The sequence below is a fragment of the Flavobacterium sp. ST-158 genome (genome assembly GCF_058309975.1).
The window spans coordinates 123164-143345 of record NZ_JBZEEN010000002.1 but is presented as its reverse complement, the minus strand read 5'-3'; the positions used below and the strand labels follow the sequence as shown (position 1 = coordinate 143345).

Below are 20182 nucleotides of genomic sequence, written 5' to 3'. Positions count from 1 at the left end.
ACTACAACGTTTTGGTAACACAGCATTTATCATTTTGGCTATATGAGATGAAAATAGAATTGCTGTAAACATAACTACTACATGAATTATAACCTTAACTACATAAATAGGTCCTACCGGCCCGCTATAACCCAGTTCCGCAAAGTCTCCTGACTTTGCACTACCACAGTAGTAAATAGGAACTCTTTAGAGAGCGGGAATTAATTTAAAAGAATACTGAAATATTAACCTTTAAAAAGTCGTAGTAATTTAAAAGTTGATTTCATCTTATAAAGATTATATCCAGGCCCACTTAAATAATTCCAAGAAATAATAAAATAGAGTAAAATCGTAGGTAAAATAGCAACAATAATATAAGTTTGTAAATCTAATTTAGGCTTTCCAACCTTTTCTATAAAATAATCATTCCAACTTTTATAATATAATACAGCATTAAATCCTGCAAAACTTAAACCTATTGAACCTATAAAAAATAATAATTCTATACCATTGGTAATTTTAAAAAAAGGTAATACTATGAATAATAAGCCCAGAAGTATAACAAATAAAGACAACCAAACAATGAATAGTCTTTTATTTTGCTTTGGGTAAGTATCTAATCGATGTTTTAATATCTTATTATGAGCTGCTTTAATTAAAGCATTAAATTCATCAGGATCTATTTCCTGATTTTTTAAAAACCTTTCAAGATCATCTTCATCATAACCTGCGTTAATTTTATTTACCAAAGTATCAATAACTTTTTTATTTTTCATATGATCTAAAATTAATTTTACTATTTTCTTTTAAATTTTACTCTTGTAAATAATTTCTCCAAGCCTCTACTATAACTTTAAAATGAACTGTTGGTAACACAAAATCAGGGGAAATATTATTATTTTCTTCCCAAGCTTCCATATCTCTATAAATTTTAGTTTCATTACTATTTATATCAGCAAGATACAGACTTCTAGATTGACCTCCCGCTCTTAAAATCTCTCCGTTAAGAACCTCATTTATATCATTTAATAATTTATCTGCAACATAATAATAATAATAATCACACAAATAAGCAGACATCCATGTATTCATTGTAAAGATTTGTTTCCCAAATGTAGGTCTATTTATAAATTGAACTTTGTAATCGCTTAATATACTCATCTTCTCTAATTTTATTAACGTTTTGGCCAAATAGTTTTAATTTTTTCTGAATAAGTATTAACATCATCAATACAAATAATTAAAGTTTTACCATCACTCATAATACCACGGTATTGATTTCCTATTCCAGTATATACTTTTGAGGAATATGCCAAAGCAACATTTTCTAGCAACTCTTGTTTTGTCCAATGTCTTGGAAACATATCATTCTCTATCAAATTTCCTCTAAAATCTCTTTTTTCTACCCATATATCATTTACCTTAACTGAAATATATGCTAAGAAATAACCTCTTGGATCTGAATCATCTATAATGCTATCTGTTCTTCCAAAAGCATTGTTTTCTAAAAAACCCCCGCTCTCCGAAGTCTTCTAAAAACAAAATAGTCGAGAAGGCTTTGCGAAGTCTCCTGACATCGTACCCCCTCCTACAAGCTGTACCAACTTTTTCAAAGTCAATATTCATTGTATTTAGTAAAATTATTTAATTTCAAAACATCAACAATAGGAATATTTGCTTTCTCTATTTTTAATAAACCTGTATCTGAAACATAATTACTGGCGCTAGAATAAATGTAATGTGATGCTTTCTCAACAATTCCTGCACGAACAGGATTTAAATGGATGTAATCCAATTTTGACCACATGAATTTGTTGCTATAAATTTCTTCAGGATGATTGCCATAACGCCAATACTGATAATTTTTGTTTCGAGAATGACTTTCGGTTGCTAGTTTAAAACTTTCCAGCATCCATTCTCTTCGGCTCTCAGGCTCTGATTTTATCTTTTCAATAATTTTTGTAGCTGTAAATTTTTTAAAATCTCGTAACAAATCTGATAATTCTCCATTGCTAGATTGCACAACTATGTGTATGTGATTACTCATAATTACATAACCATACAAAACCATAGCATTTTCTTTAATACAAAACTCTAAACAAGCTATAACGATGTCTCTGTAATTTTTTCTTGTAAAAACATCAATCCAATCAACAACAGTAGCTGTTACAAAATGTGGCAAAGCCTGATCTCTTATTTTATATCCATCTGACATAGCTTTTTATTCAAATGTAGCAATTTTTACTACAAATAATTATATGACTTGTCTATTGGAACGGGTACGAAGTCGGGAGACTTCGCACAGCACTCCTATATTTAAGAACGTTTAGTTTTCAAAGAACACTTCGGAGAGCGGGGCTTTCTAATAAAAATCTCTCTTCTCCCTATTATTTCCCCTTTAAATTAACATTAATATTCTACAACCACGATTTCACCATTTTTTTGATAAACTACTACATTGAAATCAACATAAAATGGAGAATCAAAATCCCTTTTTGTTTTTTTGAATACCTCTCCTTGTTCTAGGTTATAAATAAGTAAATCGTTGCTTCCTACTATACACAATAATGTATCCGTAATATAATGTATTTGTTGTGGTCTATAGTTTCTATAACTTAAAATAGTTTTAAATATTTGGATAGGTTCTTGTTCATTTTCAATAGAATACACACATATTGAAAAATAATCTCTATCCTGAAGTTCACCATTAAATGTAAGAGAAACAAATCTATCTCCTTCAGCATTAAAAGTTATATTTCTTATAGGATAATCATAGTTTAAGTTGTCATAATCAAAAATTAATTCAGTATTTCCATTGTTAGTATTTTCAAATATTTTTATGCCTTCAACTCCATAAGTGGGGAAATCACAAATCACAGCAAATTGATTAGGTCTGTTAGTTGTTGCCATTCCGGCAATATATTCATAACCACCCCAATCTTTTCCTTCAAATGCTTTGTGGTCTAAAATATCGATATGATTTATACTCTCATTTTCAATCGAAAAAATACTAATTGGACTATAACAACATTCAACATCTTTGGTTAATGAAACTAATATATCATCTCCATAATTTACTAAAATTATTTCTCCCGATGTCGAAAATTGTTTATGGTAATGGACAGTTTCATCAAAATCAAACTGATAGTAATTGAGTTTATCGTATTTCAATTCTATCATTTTTTTTCCATTAAGGATGATGATTTTAAAATGCCTAATTTTTTCTGTATAGTAACAAGACTCTAAATTTAAATTGATTTCTTTAATAAGATTTCGATTTGCATCATAAACAGATACAAAATAGAAATTATCTCTTGAATTAAGTGCGTATAAGGTTTTATCTTCCTTATCAAAATAAATTTGATGTAATTCTATCGTTTTTATATAATAATCATCGGGTATTAATAGCCTTTTGGTAATTGTAGTGTTGTCGAATATTGGACTCTGTACAGAATTATCATTTTCTTCAATTTCATTACCACTACTAAAACCACTTCTTTTTATGTACAAATAAAGAGCCAGAAAACAAGCTCCAACTATAAGTGCAAAATTTTCGATCATTATTTTTAAATTAATTCTTACATAATCACTCCTTCGTAATCCTATCCATTTCCTTCAAAATAGTAGACATTCGGTAAGCTCCTTTCATGTTTTTAATCAGTTCGGCAGTCTCTTCCAAATCCATAGCCACAACCGAAACGTAAAGCGGCTATGGCATTTACTCCTAAAACTTCTTTATTCTGTGATTATCAATTAGTTTACCACAATATACCTTCTACTTAGATTCTATAACGCTGAAAACTTTTCACTATAGCTTTTTGGTAAAACAGCTTTTATTATATTGGAAATAGGAGCTGCTAAGACTATCAAAATCAATAAAATAAGTACTCTAAAAACACTCCCAATGATATAAACAGGTTCTACGGGGCCAATATGATCATGATATAAAATTAGAGTAATTAGATTGGATAAGCCTCTATCTATTGTAAACATTAAAATGGAAATTGAAATAATTAATAACGTAATAAAATCGCCAATGGTATTTAATTTCAATTGCTTTCGAACCGCTAGTTTTCCTATTAATAAGAATCCTATTATTTGAGGAATGTAAATAATAACTAATAAATTCAGTATTGGCCCGAAAGCAATAATACTACTAAAAAATAAAAGCACTAAAAGGCTGATAATCATAAATGAAGTATTATTTGATGTGACTGTAGTTTCAATTGGTTTAATCATTTTTAATTCTATTTTTTCCGATATCTTATCCAAAAAACCTGTTTTATTAGAGAGGAAAATGAACAACAAACCACTAACTAGGCAAAAATAGATTCCAGTTGATTGCTGATTCAAATATTTAATCAAAGAACAAAAAATCAGAAGCATCCCTGAAATCAGAAATAAGAATCGGCAAGATGAAATTGGTTTGATTGTATTGGCCAATCTATGGGAAAACAAAAAACTCAAGGGTACTAAAACGTGAAATGTTAAATCCTTAATCATATAGACTGTATCACCATCATTATAATCAGATTCATATAAAAAATGATCTAGATTAAGTAAAAAGAGGATCCAAAAAAATAGGACATAGCTAAAATGTAAATTGGTTATTTTGGTTTCATCTTGGGCTAAAAAACTATAAATAAATGGAGAACCAATACAAAGAAATAGAATTGTAAAATTTAAAAACAAATCTCTTACATAAAAAGGACCATTATAAAAATTACCATATACGCTGAAAATGCAAAAGAAAAGCAGTATTGAAAATAATGAAAACACAAAAGCATTTTTTGATTGAGCATCAGAAAGTGAATTAATTTTTCGAATCATGTATCTAGTAATAATCTTATGAGCTATGATTAAAAACAACGCCATGATAAAAGATACAGATTTAATCATTAACCAAAAATGTTCCGCATTATAAAACAAGATAGGACGAACCAATGCAAAAATGGCAAATGTTAAAAAGACCAATTTTAGAAGCTTATATTGATTGTGCTCATGTAAATCAATAACGTAATTTCTTTTGTAGAACAAAGAGCTTAAAAAATCGGGCTTATTTACAAAAAATACAAAACAAAATACGCAAACGGCAACTACATTCAATACCCCCCATATACCCATATCTATTTCATCATGAATGTAACCATTAATGTCAATTAAATTTCCTAATGTAAATTTAAAAAGTGTTATATAAATAAGAAGACCTCCTATAAGTCTTAAAAGCAAATTGTTAAATTGTCTGATTTCCATTTTATAGTTTGTTGGATTATATTATTAAGTTATCAGTTCCCTAGTTTATTAATCTTTTCTGTCATTTAAGCAATAGGATCCTAGATCATTACCATTTAAATATGTATTGTTAATCTTTCGTAATCCTATCCATTTCTTTCAAAATGCTTGGCATTCGGTAAGAGCCTTTCATCGTATTAATAAGTTCGGCAGCCACATCCAAATCCATTCCCAAGGCAGAAATGTATAACGGCTTCGAACTTTCTCCACGAAAGACTTCCTTAACTATATTTTTATTCCTGAAGAAAGAAGTTTTAGCAACACCTATAACTGGGATTTTTCGGTCTAAACTTTCCCAGGTATAACCACCCAGTCCGTAACTACCATCATTATCTACATAAATATGGCCATCTATAATTACTGCTTCAATATCGTTTAAATTAACTTTTTGAAGAATACTTTCAATACATGGTAATTCTCTTTTATAAAATTCACCAGATACATAATCCTCAATACCAGTTATTAGGTCAATAACTATACTTTGTGGAATCTCATCTTCAGGATTAAATAAAACAGCTACAACTTTAGCTTCATTTTCTTTGTAATAGACATCTATTGCTAATATCATTTAACTGATATTTAAGGTTGATATTCAGTGCCAAAATCTATTTGTTTCACTAGATTACCATTTTCATCCCATTTTCTTGAATTACCATATGGCCTATTAAAACTTTCAAAATGTTCTTCCATTATTTGTCCATTATCATAATATATAGCTACTCTGCCTTTTTTGTAACCACCCACCACAGTTATTTCTCCTATCAATACATTATCATTATTAAATTCAACAATGGTTCCTGTGAAGGGTTCATTATTATAATAATATTCCGCCCCACCTCCAGCATCAAAGTTATTAATTTCTATGTCATCAAAATTTACATTCATTTTTTTATTTTATAAAGGTTAATAAATCTGTTATATAAAAACAACCACCCCCCGCTATCCGAAGTCTTCTAAGAACAAAGTAGTCGAGAAGGCTTTGCGAAGTCTCCTGACATCGTACCCACTCCTATAAGCTGTACCAACTTTTTCAAAGTCAATATTCATTGTATTTAGTAAAATTATTTAATTTCAAAACATCAACAATAGGAATATTTGCTTTCTCTATTTTTAATAAACCTGTATCTGAAACATAATTACTGGCGCTAGAATAAATGTAATGTGATGCTTTCTCAACAATTCCTGCACGAACAGGATTTAAATGGATGTAATCCAACCTTGATACTTCGTTAGGTTTCTCTTCAGCTCTCAGGCTCTGATTTTATCTTTTCAATAATTTTTGTAGCTGTAATTTTTTTAAAATCTCGTAACAAATCTGTTAATTCTCCATTGCTAGCTTGCACAACCATGTCTATGTGATTACTCCTAATTACATAACCATACAAAAGTTGATGTAACCCCATTTATTTTAAAATATCCTAATTAATTTACATTTTCTAATTGTTAGAATCCTGCCATTTAATAAAAAAAAAAAATCGTAGCAAACGAACCTGAAATTATTACTTAAATCATACAAATACATTTGAAATTATATTTTTTTAAAAATACTGTATTTTTTCGTACTAAAACAAATAATTTTATACAATAAAGCTTATTATATTTGATAAAAATTACTTGACTATCCTAAAAAAATTAAGTTCATTCACTAAGCCAAATACCTTAATATTTTGAAAAAATTGATTTCCATATTTAATAAATTATTTAGACAAAAAGAGCAATCTGCACTAACGCAATCTGCCCCTGATGAAAGAGAAATCATGAGGAGATTAGAGGAGGATTATTTTAGTTACCGTAGAGTACGTAATACAAGTAAAATTTTGGATTATTATTTAGGGCGCGATATCTATTTTATTCGCGATGACTGGGGAACTCATGATACTTCAACTACTTTTTACAGGCTAGAAAAATATGCTTATCAAGTAGGTAATGCAAAAATGCTTCAATCATTTAAAAAAGATTTGGAAACCATATTATTTTCAACTTTAAATATTAGCGATTTTTTACATACTATCAATTATATATGGATGTATTCAATTCATTTTTATGAAAATAAAAATTCGCCTTTCACAATTGAGTGGAGAGTAGAAAAAAAAATACGTTCGTTAATTGTAAAACAATTTAATTATTTCCCAGTTGTATCATTAGAAGAAAACTACAAACAGTTAACTGATGAGTGGTTGTATCAGCAATTATATCGGAAATTGGAAAATATAAAAAAAAGATTCGGTATAGATTTATTAGATGTATCTGGAGCTAGTGATATCCCCTATCAAAACCTTGTTTAAAACAAAATGTAAACATCACGGGCAATCAAGCGGTCTCTCTCCGGTCGTTTCCTTTGTTCCGTTCGGCTGCTCCAGTCGGTTCACCCTGAACTCGTTTCAGGGTCTATTCCTGATAAAAATCAGGGTCTCCCTCCATTCCACAGACACGGCGCAGCCACAATAAAAACAGCAGCTTGACCCGAGCCTGTCAAGGCGAATTGGCGTTAGCAAAATAAGCAGCTATTTGTATTGCGCTGCTTGTTCCTCATCTTCACACGGTCACTTCCTGCGTTCGGTCGGGCTTATGCATCCACAATACCGCTTCATTCCGTTACGCTTTCACCTTGTTTTGTATTTTATGGAAGTATCACTATTCTATAATTATATTTTGTCACCCTGAGCGCACTCGAAGGGCGCTCCACTACATTCCAGCCGTATTATGTCTGCCGCCCTATACTTTTTCAGCGGTTGCTCCTTCGCACAGCCATCGGGGTTGGCTCGCTCCACAATCTGCATATAGAGACGTTTTAGTATAAAAAGCCGATTAGGGTTTCTTTTAAACTTTTATTATTCTAGGTCGCTATGCCCTAAATCAAGGTTTGCCTTTGGCAGTCTTGTATTTTTTCCCCGCCGTTACACGCTGCTATCCCTTCTCTCCATTACGCTACCGCTTCATTCCGTTCCCGGTCTAGCGTGGCTGTTCGATTGCCGCAACCCCGCCACGGCGCTCCTCATCCGCAAAAAAAAGTTCCTTGCCCCTGAAAACGGGGCACCACTTTTTTTGCTCCTTGCGGTGCTTGGGGGGCTTTGAATAGTATCAAAATAACATTCATATAGTAAGGTCCTTAGCATCCGCAAGCGAGTGTCAAATATTTGAAGAATGCGTTAAAAGAAAAGCTGTTTGAGACCGTAGGTCGAGTTTTTTTCTTTTAGCATTCGAAAATAAATTTGACCGATGAGGATGCAGAGACTTGATTTTTTTGTTTCTTTTTTGATCAAGCAAAAAAGAAAAATCGAGTTATTATTCAATTTGTACTTCTGCACAAAGACTTAAAAAATATAGGAATAGAACGTTCCTACTATTTTCCGAAAAGAAAACAGAAAAAAAGGCAGCAAGTTTAGCGTCCATTCCTCACTTTCAGTCGGTTCACCCTGAACTTGTTTCAGGGTCTTCTAAATTATTTGTTTCAGGGTCTCCCTCCGTTTTCGTTCGTCTTTTCCGCTGTTTTAAGGGCTTTCTTTTTTTCTGTTTTTTCTTTTCGAAAAATCAGATTGTAACTTTTAAAACAATCGAGCCATGCTGAATTTTATTATCAAAACCCACCGAAATCAATACCTCTACAACGGAACTACCATCTTCATCCTGAACAAAGGAATGAACAGTGGCCGACCTTCAAAAGAACCTTGTGCCAACTGTTTTGTGCTCCTGTTCCAAAATGAGCAAGATGCCGAAAACCTATATTTTGTGGCCTATAGCTTGTGGAAAATCAAGTTTTGGCACCAACATTTGGTTGGCTCTGTTATTCCCTTTTTACGCCTGTCTGAGTTTAAGAAAATGTTCTTTTTGAAATCAACAACGATGTTACAAGAACACCAGGAGCATCTAAAATATGTTGAAGCGCTAAAACAGCTGCAACAAAGAGAAGAGCAATTACAACAAAACACCCACCTCATCAACGAAATGCGCAACTTGATTCTTTATCGCTTTTGTAATAAGTAATTGATTGACCAACCTTTAAAAATGAGTAGTATGAGTATCTTTTTATTATTTCAAACCGACACTTGGAAGTCTAGAGCTTCCAGAATATTTTTTGGGGCTTTCGATAGCCGAAACAAAGCCCTTGATTTTGCCAAATACCATCATTTAACCGGAAAAACCGCAGCTGTAGTCGTTGTTGAGGTTACCCTTAACCAATTTGGTGAAATATAAAAACAGAAAAACCTGATCTCACGATCAGGCTTTCATTTTGTTTAACCCAAAGGTCACCACAACTAGGGCTAAACTTATTTTTTGTGCTTCTTATTTAGGCTTTTAAGCAGTAACGAAATAGCAAAACTGACAATTGCTCCAACAGTAGCCAAAACAGCCGTTTTTACAATATCTTCAGATTGAATATTAGGTATCATACTTAAAAATGTGCCTCCGGCAGTTCCCATCAAAGTGTGGTTATTGGCTGTCATCAGTGGTACTAAGCTGGCTAGCAGCGGACAAAACACCACCGGCTACAGCAACATAACCTCCAATAGTAGTTACTATTACAGGTAACGCAATAGGAGCAGCTAAGATAGTTCCACCAATAGCTGCCATAGCCAAACCAACATTTCGAAGCACTTTAAAAAACTTTGGTGTGGGAGCTGTCGCTCTTTTTATAATTTTTTTCATAATCTAATAGTTAAAATTGAATTAGTATTTCGACACTTTCTTTATTCTCCAAAGCCTTATAAACAATGTCTTTTAGCTTCATAAAAGCTTTTCGGGACATCAAACCAAGTCCTGGACCAGAAAGTTTAGTCACCGGAGCAATACAGCCTTGCAATTCTTTTTGGGCATTATTAGCGGGATGAAAAAGAATAAACTTTCTATTGGGTACATCCACCAATTCCAAATGCCATTTATATTTAGCACTGTATCGTTTTCTTATAAAATATTTCCCTTCCGGAACACAGGAAACCTTCGTTTCGTTCCTCCTCCACGGCAATTCAATGGTATTACAAATCAATTTGCCTTCGCATTCGAGTTTACCATTGGTTCCTTCAGGGAAATAAGTTCTAGTTAAAAACAAAACCATAATTCTGATTACACGCCTCCGTTAACTACGATAAGCGCTAAAGGGTTGTAAGCACCGTTTTTCAAGGAATACATTTTGCCGTTTACCTCTTGGTAAAACTCCAATCCCAAAGCCAAAAACAAAGGTTTAGTACTGTTGGGAGTAACGGTATTCACTTGGTTAATCACAGCTGTAGCCGTAGCATCCCAAGCTAAAATAGCTGTTTCTGCATGCTGCTCTACAAAAGTTTCATTTTCAAAATCAATTTCAACACCAGCTGAAATAATTTTGAAATGAGTAGTTCCTCCTGGAGCAGCAATCATGTTGGATGGAATAAAAGAGGGAATATCCACAGTAATTTCACCCGTAACCCTGTCGATGCTACCAGTATAGGGGGCAAATAAACTAGTACCTAACTTACCGCGAATATTAAATTCAAATCCAGCCAACAATTCTGCTTCACCATCAATCACGTTTCGCAATCCACGTTCGTTAGTAGAGTCAGCCTGTATCACCTTTACCATAGATTGTGTCAAACGACTTACCATTCTGCTATCCGCAGAATTCAAAAGCAACACTCTAAGGGCTGTTCTTAAAACCTTTCCGGCTTTTCCGGCTCTCCCAAATTCAGAACCGTTTTCACGTGTTCTTTGAAACGCAGGATCAGTTGCGATTCTGTTAGCATCAATTCCGCCTTTTTCTCTCGCTAAATGCCCGTCCTGCGTTTTGTAAAAAGTAATATCTCCGATAGTACCCTTCAATTTAATTATGCCTTTTTGCCTTGCCATAATTCCTCAAAATTTAGATTAATAAATGTTTCTATTTCCCTCAATCATCTCTTCCTGTTGCAACATTTTAGATTGAATTTGAAACAAAGATTACACTTAAACTAATGAGTTATATCAAGCTAATGTTCCATATGTCTTTGAATGGAATAAATGACCTATAAAGACATAAATGGCGCTCAATTTTAAAAACAACTATCAATCAATAGCTATATGCTTTTACATATAAAAACAATATATTTACACAAAGTATATGCTTTTACATATAATTAACTATATTTGTTTAAAATCAATGCTAAAGCATATAATTATGATGACACTAGCTAATTTCGTAAAAGAGAAAAGAAACGAAGTAAAACTCACCCAAGAAGCCTTTGCGGAACGTGCTGGAGTGGCACTTACCGTGATTCGAAAAATTGAACAGGGAAAGGAAAACCTCAACCTCGAAAAAGTAAACCAAGTACTCAAAATGTTTGGGCATACCTTGGCACCAGTAAATGCAAGAGAATTATCCAAAATTGACAAGGAGAACGTATGAGAAAAGCAGCTATATTTTATAAAGACTATCTGGCGGGAACACTTACAGAAACGGACGACGGTGACTACTACTTTCAATACGATGAAAATTACATTGCTGAACATCCTCAAGAAAGCATCAGTTTGACGATGCCAGTTCGTTCAAAAACATACACTGATAAACGATTATTCCCTTTTTTTGAAGGTCTAATTCCCGAAGGATGGTTACTGGATATCGCTTCTAAAAACTGGAAAATTAATCCAAACGACCGTATGGGACTTCTTTTGGCTTGTTGCCAAAATTGTATCGGTGCGGTAAGTGTTCAACCAATACCAAATGAAGATGCCTAAGAAATGTTTATATTGTTACCAATCACTAGACGATACAATCGTAGGTGATTTCCACGAGCAATGCAGTCTGGAGTTTTTCGGTACCAAGCAACAACCTGTATTCGAGCATTCGCTAAAGCAAATGTCGGAATTAGCTAAAAATGTAGTAGAACGAAGTGTAGCTGTTCCTGGAGTGCAACCCAAGTTATCCTTAACTATTGTAAACAATACAATACAAGACGGAACCAAAGGACGCCTTACGGTAGTTGGTGCATTGGGCGGAAATTATATTTTCAAACCACCATCCGAACATTTTTCTGAAATGCCCGAAAACGAACACCTCACCATGCGAATAGCGGAAGCCTTTGGAATTAACACCGTCCAATCCAGTTTGATCCGACTGCAATCAGGGGAACTCTCGTACATCACCAAACGCATCGACAGAACCGAAACAGGAGAAAAAATCCACATGCTCGACATGTTCCAAATCACAGAAGCTTTTGACAAATACAAAAGCTCCATGGAGAAGATAGGCAAAGCTCTGGATGATTTCTCAGATAACACCTTACTCGACAAACTATACTTTTTAGAACTGGGTATCTTCAGTTTCCTAACAGGCAACAATGATATGCATTTGAAAAACTTTTCGATGATTCATTCGGCAGATACTTGGACATTGGCACCAGCCTATGATTTATTAAACGTAGCCATAGTAAATCCAGACGACACCGAAGAACTAGCACTGACATTGGATGGAAAAAAGAAAAAACTAAAATGGGATCATTTCAAAAAACTTGGCATCAGCCTAGGACTAAATGAAAAACAATTAAAAGGAATCGCAAAACGCTTTCAAAAAAACAAACTCATCGCTCACCAATGGATCGATAATTCATTCCTATCAGATGATTTCAAAGAAAAATACAAAACACTACTAGAAGAAAGATACCATAGATTGTTTGGGACAGATTAAGCAAACACTTTTTTTTATAAATTTATACTTAATAAAGTCTGACAAGTAGTCCTTTACAGTAAATCAAAGCCTAGTCAAAGTAATAGATAGAGTATGAAAATAGAGAAACAAAGAATTTGCATCTATCCAAAGGACATCCAACGTATAACTGGAAAGAGTTATCGTCAAAGTACAAGACTGATGCAAAAAATAAGAACAGACCTTAAAAAACTAGAAAATGAGTTCTTAACTATTGAAGAATTTTGTTCATATGCAGGATTAAAACATGAACAAGTTGTTCACTTAATTTTTGGTTAAAATTGAAAACTACTTCACACAAATTTTAATCAAGATACACATAACTAAACACTTAAACTACCAGTTCATTTTTTAGCCTTGACACTTTGAAAAACAGACTATTATACTTATATTTGCTCTATACGATTTAAGATAATTTGAATAGTTTAAAAAGGTGGTAAAATCGGTTACCCTAAATTGGTTAACTTTTCTAACACCTTTGAAATAGCACGTTTAAAGGGAAAGTTCGATTCCCGGCGACTCCACAAAGGCAGAAAATGATATATTTTCTGCCTTTTTTTATGTTAAAAAGCAATAAACCAAAGGAATCTAAAGTGTTCGATTAAAAAATCCATTCTTAACACAAAAAAAAAACACAAGTAACTTATAATCTACACACTACATATGAAAACAATAATAATATCAATGGGAGCATCAAACTATTTTGAAAATCTTGTTTTCGTATAACAAAAGGGATGATTTTTCAATCATCCCTTTTGTTTAAAAATTATTTTTTATTCAGAAATATTAATATTTATTTGACAATCCAACCCGTCATCAGGTAATTTCACATAAACAATCCCCTGTTTTTCATCCCAACTGTAAGATGGTTTTTCATTTGTCGTAAAGCCTTTTTCGTTTAACACTTCTGTTTTTTCTTTTTTAATTTTGGATGTATTAACCAATACACTTTTAGGTTTAGAATTGCTATGCAATTTTACAATGTAGTTTCTAGCCCCTGTAGGCCTGTATCCTTTATCCTCTCTGGCATTTATATGTATTACAAAGCCTGTTGAATTGGCTAATGAAGTAATTTTTGTTTTACAAAAAACATCTTTTTCATAATCTCTGGTTTCTCCATCATCTTCATATAACACAAAGGAAGATTCTTTCCTTATTTTATCAGGATAAACATCAAAACTAACAGGGTAATTAGGTTTTTCATGTATGTATTGCATCACTGGCATTGTAGGTATTATGGCTCCTTTTTTTACAAACATTGGAATTACATTTAAAGGCGCTTCAACGGTAATCCATTGTTTTCCTTTGTAAACAGTTTTACCGTCATTATAATTAATCCATTCTCCCTCTGGTAAATAAAGTTTTTTTGAAGTAGACCCTTTTTCAACTACTGGTGCGACCAATAATTCGCGACCAAACAAGAACTGCCCATTCAAATCAAACGTTTCACTATCATTAGGATATTCCAAAAACAAAGCTCTTATTAAAGGCATTCCGGTATCGTGAGCTTCTCTGGCGTAAGTATAGATATAAGGGAATAATTGATATTTTAACTCAATAGCAGTTCGGGTAATGTTTTCTGCTTCAGTACCAAAAAGCCAAGGCTCTACGGCATTTCCACCTTCATGATGGGCACGACTAAGAGGATTAAAAATACCGAATTGCATCCAACGTACATACAATTCTGCCATTGCATCATAATCTTTGATATCACCACAATAACCAGAGATATCTGAAGTCCAAAACGGAATGATACCCATCCCGGCAGAAAGTCCCACAGGAATCTGATTCGCAAATTGATTCCAACCTTCTAAAACATTATTACCATTACCGGAGTCACCAGACCAACCAAACGTATAGCGTTGTAAACCGGCATAGGCAGCTCTTGTCATTTGAAATACGCGCTTATTAGGATTATGCTTGTAAAATTGTTCCGTTACAACTTTATCCCATGTAAAACCATATACGTTGTGAATCTCATCATGCATTCCTAAATAATGTTTCATATGAAGTCGATCAGTAGCATCTTCGTTACTCCAAGCGGGCTCTCCCATATCAGTCCAAAAACCTCGAACACCATCATTTAAGGGTTTTTGCTGATAGTTGCCCCACCAGTCAGCCACTTCAGGCTTGGTAAAATCAACTACCCCACAATTCCCGCCCCAAGGCCATGGCATATCATAACTCTTTCCAGTACGCGCATCAATGGCAAAATAGCCTTTTGCATCAGCTTCACTCCACTGTTTTTTATTGGCTTGGGAAATAACAGGGTCTTGAGAAACTATTATTTTAAATCCTTGGTCTCCCAATTCTTTTACCATGTTTTTTGGATTTTGATAGTTATTTTTCTTCCAGTCAAAATCCTGAAGTCCTTCAACCCAACCAATATCTTGATAAATTATATCGCACGGGATTTTTCGTTTTCTAAACGCTGCAGCAATATCCTTGGCTTGTGTTTCTTCTGTATAATTCCCTCGACATTGCGAAAAACCCAATGCCCATTTTGGAGGCATAATAGGTTTTCCGGTAAGTGCGATATAATTCTGAATGATTTGTTTATAATCATTCCCATACATAAAATAGTAAATCATTTCTCCAGAAGCTGCTTCAAAAGAATAATAATCGTTGGATTCACTACCGAATTTAAACTCTGTTTTATAGGTGTTATCAAAGAAAATTCCATAATGATTGGTGCTCATAAAAAAAGGAATACTTTTATAAAGAGGATCTTCATTTACACCATAGCAAGGCTGATCGCTATTCCACATTTTGTAACTCTTGCCTCGTCGGTTAAGAGTTCCCGCTTTTTCTCCTAAACCAAAAAATTGCTCATCTGATTTTAATGTTTTGTAACTCGTAATATGTTTGTTGTTTTTGATGTATCCTTTTTCATTGTAATCACTAAATAATAGCTTTTGATATTTATCAAAAATTTGCAATTTAAAAGGACTCTTTTGAACTCTTATTCTCAATTGTTCTGTAAAAACCTCATAGGCAGAGGTTTCTTCATTGACATTAACGCTACCTGACCAACCCAAATTCTCATTGACAACAGCAAAGGATTCATTATTTCGTTTAAAATTTCCATCAGCAGAAATCCATACTTTTAGAACCTGACCGCTACAAAATTGTAAAAATACTTTCGCTTTATTCTCACAATTAAAAACGACCTGATTATTATGTATTTCGTAGGAGGAACAATTGCCTAGCGTTTGATTTTCTTTTCCTGTATTTTGAGCAATAAGTGGATTCAAAATCACTACGAAGATTAGAATCAAATAAATGGATGTTTTTTTCATAACTCAAGTTTTCTTTTAAATACAGCTTAGTTTTTAATTTCAATGATACTAATCGCATAACCACCGCCAGGAGCTGAAAACTGACTCAATTTTGATTTATTAGTTACTTTCATTTTGCGAATAACATAAGCCTTTGTATTGGTTTTATAATCGGCATCTTTTGCATCAGCGTAAATAGTCGCTTCATATTTTTTTCCTTTTTCCAAAAAGTCGAATTTAATAGTTGAAGTTCGAGCAGTTTCACCATTTACATTTCCAATGAACCAATTAGAAGTTCCTTTGGCTTTTCTGGCAACCGTAATGTATTGTCCCGGTTCTGCTTCAAGGTATTTACTGTCATCCCAATCTACGGCAACGTCCTTAATAAACTGGAAGGCATCTGAGAAACGCTCATAATTCTCAGGAAAATCTGCCGCCATCTGCAACGGACTGTACATCGTAACATAAAGTGCTAATTGGTTAGCAATAGTTGCATTAACATGTGAGCCATTCGTAACATCCATTTCGAAGATACCTGGAGTATAGTCCATTGGACCACCAATTAATCTTGTAAAGGGTAAAATAGTAACGTGGTTTGGATGATTTCGGTCATTACCAAAAGCTTGGTATTCGGTACCTCTTGCCGCTTCATTGCCAATTAAATTAGGATAGGTTCTGCAAATACCTGTTGGACGCACTGCTTCGTGAGCGTTAACCATAATTTTATAATCAGCAGCTTTTTCAACGGCATATTGATAATGATTTACAATCCATTGGTCATAATGATTTTCTCCTCGTGGAAGAATTGGTCCAACATACCCACTTTTAACAGCATCATATCCATTGTCTTTCATAAACTGATAGGCTTTGTCCATGTGACGTTCGTAATTGCGTGTTGACCCAGATGTTTCATGATGCATAATCATTTTTACTCCTTTTGATTTAGCATAGTCATGAATACCTTTTACATCAAAATCCGGATAAGGAGTAACAAAATCAAAAACATAATCTTTAGAATTTCCAAACCAATCTTCCCATCCTTCGTTCCATCCTTCCACTAAAACTGCATCAAAACCATTTTTAGCTGCAAAATCAATGTATCTTTTTACATTAGTTGTAGTCGCTCCATGTTTACCGTTAGGCTTCGCTTTGGAATAATCGGTTACGCCCAACTGCACAGAAGGAAAATCATCTGTATAAGCCCATGAGCTTTTTCCACTAATCATTTCCCACCAAACACCCACATATTTTACTGGTTTTATCCAAGAAGTATCTTCAATTTTGCATGGGTCATTTAAATTTAATGTCATTTTTGAAGCCAAAATTTCACGTGCATCATCACTAACTATAATGGTTCGCCAAGGTGTATGACAAGGTGCTTGCATGTATCCTTTATCTCCATTTGCATCAGGAGTTAACCAAGATTCAAAGACCATATTTTTGTCATCCAAATTCAAATGCATACAAGAATAATTGATTAATGCTGCTTCATGCAAATTGATATACAATCCATCTTGCGTTTTCATCATCAAAGAAGTTTGCACACCGGTTGGAGAAAACGAAGTTTGCGAAACATTTCCTGTTGTGTATGCTTGTTTCATTAAACTTCTTATTTCAGAAAGTTTTGAAGTGGTATAATTGTATTCCTGAGTGTCGTAATCTCCAGGAATCCAATAAGCGGTATGATTTCCATTCATGGCAAACTGTGTTCGCTCTTCTTTAATTACAAAATAAACCAAGTTATTTTGTTGAGGAAATTCATAACGAAAACCAAGACCTTCGTCAAATAAACGAAAACGAATTATCATTTGTCTATTCGTCCCTTTTTGATTTAAAGTGACTGCCAATTCATTATAGTGATTGCGTATTGAAGCTACTTCACCCCATACCGGTTTCCAGGTTTCATCAAAAGCACTGGTCTTTGTATCTAAAACCGTAAAATCATTCAATAATGATTTCGCATCATTTTTTAATTCAAGGCCTAGTTTACTCTGTTTTATTACAACTTTATTTTTGTAGTTTAAACTATAAGTTGGTGTGCCATCACTTTGAAGAGCAAATTGCATTTGCAATTTTTGATTAGGCGATTTTAGTTGTTGTGCATTTATAGTGGTAAAAAACAACATAACTAACAAAATTGTAAAAATTGATTTTTTCATATGATTTCTTAATTATTTTTTTGTGAAAAATGAATGTATAGCTGAGCTTAAAAAGCATTAATACTCAACCACTATCATACCCCAATATTGAAGCGATGGAATTTTAAACACCAAATTACCGCCTACCTGATTGAAACTTAATTCTTTTGAAGCACCACCGTCTAAATCTGGTGAAGCATACCAAACCTTAGTGACATTTTGATTGTTTTGAAGATTCAATATCATATTTGTTTTTTGAGTTGGAGTAGCTTGTTCCCCATTAGTATCTCTCCAATTTAAACTGGTTGCATTAGTAAAATTGATTAAATGAATCAATTGTTTATTCGCTATTTTTTTTCCAACTACGGCAACATTAGAATAACTAGGAGGCCACGCTTTTAAATTTATTTTACCATCTCCTGAACTTATAATTGGGGTGTTAAAATCCCCTCCGTCACGTAACAGATTTTGATAAGCCACCAAGAAATCATAATACTCGATAAGAGATTTTTTTAGTTCACCATCCATTTGTAAATTATCATGAGGAAAATATTCTTTGCTCAACATGTGTTCTCCTAATTCTAAATGAGATCCTCCAAATGCAAAAATTACAGCGTCTGTCAACAAAACTCCTGAAGTGTTAAAAAAACCAGTACCATTAGCTTTGTCATAATCCATGTAAGCTGCTAAAATAGTATTCAAAGTATTATTAGAAAGGGTATTATTTTCCTGAATAATATCAGCTAAATCTTTATAGCCATCACGTGGTCCCCATACTTCAGTATAGGCTGCGTCAACTGGAGCATTTAGTATATAAGATTGCCCATATTGAGAAACGGCATTCAACATGTTTTTTTTGTTTGGAAAACGCTGTTTAAGATTTTGAAGAAAAGGAGTAAAAGTTTCATCTACTCTAACAAAATTTCCGTTGTAATCGTAAACATTTCCGCGACCACCTAATTGATCCAAATGCCATCCGTCAAAATTTAAATTTTGATATACCAGATCCGTTTTATCAAAAATATAGTTTTGCCAAGCTGTATTGGCTGGATTAGTGACCAAAATATCACTTTGCCAGGAATCCGGTAAGTCATGTTTATTAATGTTGCTGTGATTTTGATCATTAAATAAAAGCCATTGACTAGACACACCATCAACACTATAATCACTCCATGCTCCGTACAATAAATTATAACTCATTGAGGCTATATTTTTAGTATGCGCTTTATCAATGTAAGTTTTGACTGTGTTAAATGACATCGTCCTTCCGGCAATATCCAACCAAGTAGCGGCTGGGGAACTTCCATTCATTTTCAAAGGAGAATGATGTTTGTTTCCCCAATCGTAATATTGTAACGAATTGATATGGTAATCTTTTAAATTATCTAATACTGATGTGATCTGGTTGTCGCTCATCGTTCCAAATTTAGATAAGAAACCATATCTTGGAAATTTAGTCCAATCTGAAGAAACATCAATTGCAGTAGTTCCTAAAATAGTTTCTATATTATCTACTGTTTTATATATTTCCACCATATAACCTCTATAATCATCAGAAGGGGGAGTCCAGCTCCAGGAATTTGATGATAATGGCTCTTCAGATAAAATTACATTCAAATATTTATATCGGATAGTACTGTTTTCAGATACTTTGTCGATGGTAAAATTAACGACATCGCCAGGAGCATATTTTGCCTTATCTGATTTAATAATTACAGATGTTATAGCAGAAGGAGGATCTACAGGTATTGGTGAAGATGTTGATTCACTGCTGCTACAAGCATTAAAAAATATAATGAATACAATACATTTATAAATAGTTATGATTAAATGTTTCATGATTT

General features: G+C 33.3%; 22 protein-coding genes. 6 read left to right on the top strand and 16 right to left on the bottom strand.

The features are described 5' to 3' along the window. Positions 1-224: 224 nt before the first annotated feature. From AC4FRF_RS05040 to AC4FRF_RS05000, 9 genes are all read right to left on the bottom strand, one after another. Complete coding sequence (locus AC4FRF_RS05040) at positions 225-755, bottom strand: hypothetical protein (RefSeq protein ID WP_491158391.1); 531 nt, start codon at positions 753-755, stop codon at positions 225-227. Between the two features lie 37 nt (positions 756-792). Further along, positions 793-1140 (bottom strand): hypothetical protein, encoded by a 348-nt coding sequence (locus AC4FRF_RS05035; RefSeq protein WP_491158390.1) that lies wholly within the window; start codon positions 1138-1140, stop codon positions 793-795. Positions 1141-1154: 14 nt separating this feature from the next. Beyond that, positions 1155-1451, bottom strand: coding sequence for an EndoU domain-containing protein (locus AC4FRF_RS05030; RefSeq protein WP_491158588.1), 297 nt, complete (start codon positions 1449-1451; stop codon positions 1155-1157). A gap of 143 nt (positions 1452-1594) precedes the next feature. Further along, a complete protein-coding gene (locus AC4FRF_RS05025; RefSeq protein WP_491158389.1) occupies positions 1595-2194 on the bottom strand; it encodes an REP-associated tyrosine transposase in 600 nt (199 codons plus the stop codon). Positions 2195-2388: 194 nt separating this feature from the next. After that, positions 2389-3540 carry a hypothetical protein gene (locus tag AC4FRF_RS05020; protein WP_491158388.1) on the bottom strand — a complete coding sequence of 384 codons (1152 nt, stop codon included), beginning with the start codon at positions 3538-3540 and terminating at the stop codon, positions 2389-2391. Between the two features lie 225 nt (positions 3541-3765). Then, on the bottom strand, positions 3766-5232 hold the full coding sequence (locus AC4FRF_RS05015; RefSeq protein WP_491158387.1) for a hypothetical protein: 1467 nt from the start codon (positions 5230-5232) through the stop codon (positions 3766-3768). A gap of 109 nt (positions 5233-5341) precedes the next feature. Next, positions 5342-5839, bottom strand: coding sequence for an endonuclease V (locus tag AC4FRF_RS05010; protein ID WP_491158386.1), 498 nt, complete (start codon positions 5837-5839; stop codon positions 5342-5344). A gap of 11 nt (positions 5840-5850) precedes the next feature. Continuing rightward, entirely contained in the window at positions 5851-6156 is a 306-nt protein-coding gene (locus AC4FRF_RS05005) for a toxin-antitoxin system YwqK family antitoxin (RefSeq protein WP_491158385.1), read from the bottom strand. A 151-nt stretch (positions 6157-6307) separates the two neighbouring features. Further along, on the bottom strand, positions 6308-6487 hold the full coding sequence (locus AC4FRF_RS05000) for a hypothetical protein (protein ID WP_491158384.1): 180 nt from the start codon (positions 6485-6487) through the stop codon (positions 6308-6310). A gap of 451 nt (positions 6488-6938) precedes the next feature. Between AC4FRF_RS05000 and AC4FRF_RS04995 the strand changes: the two genes are divergently transcribed. The 3 genes from AC4FRF_RS04995 (at position 6939) to AC4FRF_RS04985 (ending at position 9465) form a co-directional block, all read left to right on the top strand. Continuing rightward, positions 6939-7556, top strand: coding sequence for a hypothetical protein (locus tag AC4FRF_RS04995; protein ID WP_491158383.1), 618 nt, complete (start codon positions 6939-6941; stop codon positions 7554-7556). Positions 7557-8832: 1276 nt separating this feature from the next. Continuing rightward, positions 8833-9255, top strand: a complete 423-nt coding sequence (locus tag AC4FRF_RS04990) for a DUF6943 family protein (protein WP_491158382.1) — start codon at positions 8833-8835, stop codon at positions 9253-9255. Positions 9256-9285: 30 nt separating this feature from the next. Beyond that, a complete protein-coding gene (locus AC4FRF_RS04985) occupies positions 9286-9465 on the top strand; it encodes a hypothetical protein (RefSeq protein ID WP_491158381.1) in 180 nt (59 codons plus the stop codon). A gap of 74 nt (positions 9466-9539) precedes the next feature. On the opposite strand, the gene AC4FRF_RS04980 is transcribed toward AC4FRF_RS04985, so the two are convergent. The 4 genes from AC4FRF_RS04980 to AC4FRF_RS04965 are packed head-to-tail and all read right to left on the bottom strand — an operon-like array spanning position 9540 to position 11091. After that, entirely contained in the window at positions 9540-9716 is a 177-nt protein-coding gene (locus AC4FRF_RS04980; protein ID WP_491158380.1) for a hypothetical protein, read from the bottom strand. Continuing rightward, positions 9703-9918: a hypothetical protein gene (locus AC4FRF_RS04975; protein ID WP_491158379.1), complete on the bottom strand. Its 216-nt coding sequence runs from the start codon at positions 9916-9918 to the stop codon at positions 9703-9705. The genes AC4FRF_RS04980 and AC4FRF_RS04975 overlap by 14 nt, the downstream gene beginning before the upstream one ends. A 10-nt stretch (positions 9919-9928) precedes the next feature. Next, positions 9929-10324 carry a DUF5675 family protein gene (locus tag AC4FRF_RS04970; RefSeq protein ID WP_491158378.1) on the bottom strand — a complete coding sequence of 132 codons (396 nt, stop codon included), beginning with the start codon at positions 10322-10324 and terminating at the stop codon, positions 9929-9931. Positions 10325-10332: 8 nt separating this feature from the next. Then, a complete protein-coding gene (locus AC4FRF_RS04965) occupies positions 10333-11091 on the bottom strand; it encodes a hypothetical protein (RefSeq protein WP_491158377.1) in 759 nt (252 codons plus the stop codon). Positions 11092-11398: 307 nt separating this feature from the next. Between AC4FRF_RS04965 and AC4FRF_RS04960 the strand changes: the two genes are divergently transcribed. From AC4FRF_RS04960 to AC4FRF_RS04950, 3 genes are read left to right on the top strand one after another with little or no spacing between them, the layout of a single operon-like run. Then, the gene (locus AC4FRF_RS04960; RefSeq protein WP_439227874.1) at positions 11399-11626 is read left to right on the top strand and encodes a type II toxin-antitoxin system Y4mF family antitoxin; all 228 of its coding nucleotides are present in this window, start codon (positions 11399-11401) and stop codon (positions 11624-11626) included. Beyond that, positions 11623-11955: a HipA N-terminal domain-containing protein gene (locus AC4FRF_RS04955; protein ID WP_491158376.1), complete on the top strand. Its 333-nt coding sequence runs from the start codon at positions 11623-11625 to the stop codon at positions 11953-11955. Before AC4FRF_RS04960 ends, AC4FRF_RS04955 begins: the two co-directional genes overlap by 4 nt. Next, positions 11948-12904 (top strand): HipA domain-containing protein, encoded by a 957-nt coding sequence (locus AC4FRF_RS04950; protein ID WP_491158375.1) that lies wholly within the window; start codon positions 11948-11950, stop codon positions 12902-12904. Before AC4FRF_RS04955 ends, AC4FRF_RS04950 begins: the two co-directional genes overlap by 8 nt. A 791-nt stretch (positions 12905-13695) precedes the next feature. Here the strand turns inward: AC4FRF_RS04950 and AC4FRF_RS04945 are convergent. Genes AC4FRF_RS04945 through AC4FRF_RS04935 form a run of 3 tightly spaced genes read right to left on the bottom strand, consistent with a single transcriptional unit; the run spans position 13696 to position 20177 of the window. Continuing rightward, positions 13696-16221: a glycoside hydrolase family 31 protein gene (locus tag AC4FRF_RS04945; protein ID WP_491158374.1), complete on the bottom strand. Its 2526-nt coding sequence runs from the start codon at positions 16219-16221 to the stop codon at positions 13696-13698. Positions 16222-16247: 26 nt separating this feature from the next. Then, positions 16248-18359 carry a glycoside hydrolase family 97 protein gene (locus tag AC4FRF_RS04940; protein WP_491158373.1) on the bottom strand — a complete coding sequence of 704 codons (2112 nt, stop codon included), beginning with the start codon at positions 18357-18359 and terminating at the stop codon, positions 16248-16250. A 57-nt stretch (positions 18360-18416) separates the two neighbouring features. After that, positions 18417-20177 (bottom strand): endo-dextranase, encoded by a 1761-nt coding sequence (locus tag AC4FRF_RS04935; protein ID WP_491158372.1) that lies wholly within the window; start codon positions 20175-20177, stop codon positions 18417-18419. Between the last annotated feature and the right edge of the window lie 5 nt (positions 20178-20182).

Excerpts from the sequence above, each read along its gene's own strand:
- AC4FRF_RS05025 (WP_491158389.1), bottom strand. The coding sequence starts at position 2,194 with ATGTCAGATGGATATAAAATAAGAGATCAGGCTTTGCCACATTTTGTA.
- AC4FRF_RS05020 (WP_491158388.1), bottom strand. The coding sequence starts at position 3,540 with ATGATCGAAAATTTTGCACTTATAGTTGGAGCTTGTTTTCTGGCTCTT.
- AC4FRF_RS05005 (WP_491158385.1), bottom strand. The coding sequence starts at position 6,156 with ATGAATGTAAATTTTGATGACATAGAAATTAATAACTTTGATGCTGGA.
- AC4FRF_RS05015 (WP_491158387.1), bottom strand. The coding sequence starts at position 5,232 with ATGGAAATCAGACAATTTAACAATTTGCTTTTAAGACTTATAGGAGGT.
- AC4FRF_RS04950 (WP_491158375.1), top strand. The coding sequence starts at position 11,948 with ATGCCTAAGAAATGTTTATATTGTTACCAATCACTAGACGATACAATC.
- AC4FRF_RS05035 (WP_491158390.1), bottom strand. The coding sequence starts at position 1,140 with ATGAGTATATTAAGCGATTACAAAGTTCAATTTATAAATAGACCTACA.
- AC4FRF_RS04965 (WP_491158377.1), bottom strand. The coding sequence starts at position 11,091 with ATGGCAAGGCAAAAAGGCATAATTAAATTGAAGGGTACTATCGGAGAT.
- AC4FRF_RS04945 (WP_491158374.1), bottom strand. The coding sequence starts at position 16,221 with ATGAAAAAAACATCCATTTATTTGATTCTAATCTTCGTAGTGATTTTG.
- AC4FRF_RS05040 (WP_491158391.1), bottom strand. The coding sequence starts at position 755 with ATGAAAAATAAAAAAGTTATTGATACTTTGGTAAATAAAATTAACGCA.
- AC4FRF_RS04940 (WP_491158373.1), bottom strand. The coding sequence starts at position 18,359 with ATGAAAAAATCAATTTTTACAATTTTGTTAGTTATGTTGTTTTTTACC.
- AC4FRF_RS04980 (WP_491158380.1), bottom strand. The coding sequence starts at position 9,716 with ATGACAGCCAATAACCACACTTTGATGGGAACTGCCGGAGGCACATTT.
- AC4FRF_RS04960 (WP_439227874.1), top strand. The coding sequence starts at position 11,399 with ATGATGACACTAGCTAATTTCGTAAAAGAGAAAAGAAACGAAGTAAAA.
- AC4FRF_RS04975 (WP_491158379.1), bottom strand. The coding sequence starts at position 9,918 with ATGAAAAAAATTATAAAAAGAGCGACAGCTCCCACACCAAAGTTTTTT.
- AC4FRF_RS04935 (WP_491158372.1), bottom strand. The coding sequence starts at position 20,177 with ATGAAACATTTAATCATAACTATTTATAAATGTATTGTATTCATTATA.
- AC4FRF_RS04970 (WP_491158378.1), bottom strand. The coding sequence starts at position 10,324 with ATGGTTTTGTTTTTAACTAGAACTTATTTCCCTGAAGGAACCAATGGT.
- AC4FRF_RS04985 (WP_491158381.1), top strand. The coding sequence starts at position 9,286 with ATGAGTATCTTTTTATTATTTCAAACCGACACTTGGAAGTCTAGAGCT.
- AC4FRF_RS04990 (WP_491158382.1), top strand. The coding sequence starts at position 8,833 with ATGCTGAATTTTATTATCAAAACCCACCGAAATCAATACCTCTACAAC.
- AC4FRF_RS05010 (WP_491158386.1), bottom strand. The coding sequence starts at position 5,839 with ATGATATTAGCAATAGATGTCTATTACAAAGAAAATGAAGCTAAAGTT.
- AC4FRF_RS04955 (WP_491158376.1), top strand. The coding sequence starts at position 11,623 with ATGAGAAAAGCAGCTATATTTTATAAAGACTATCTGGCGGGAACACTT.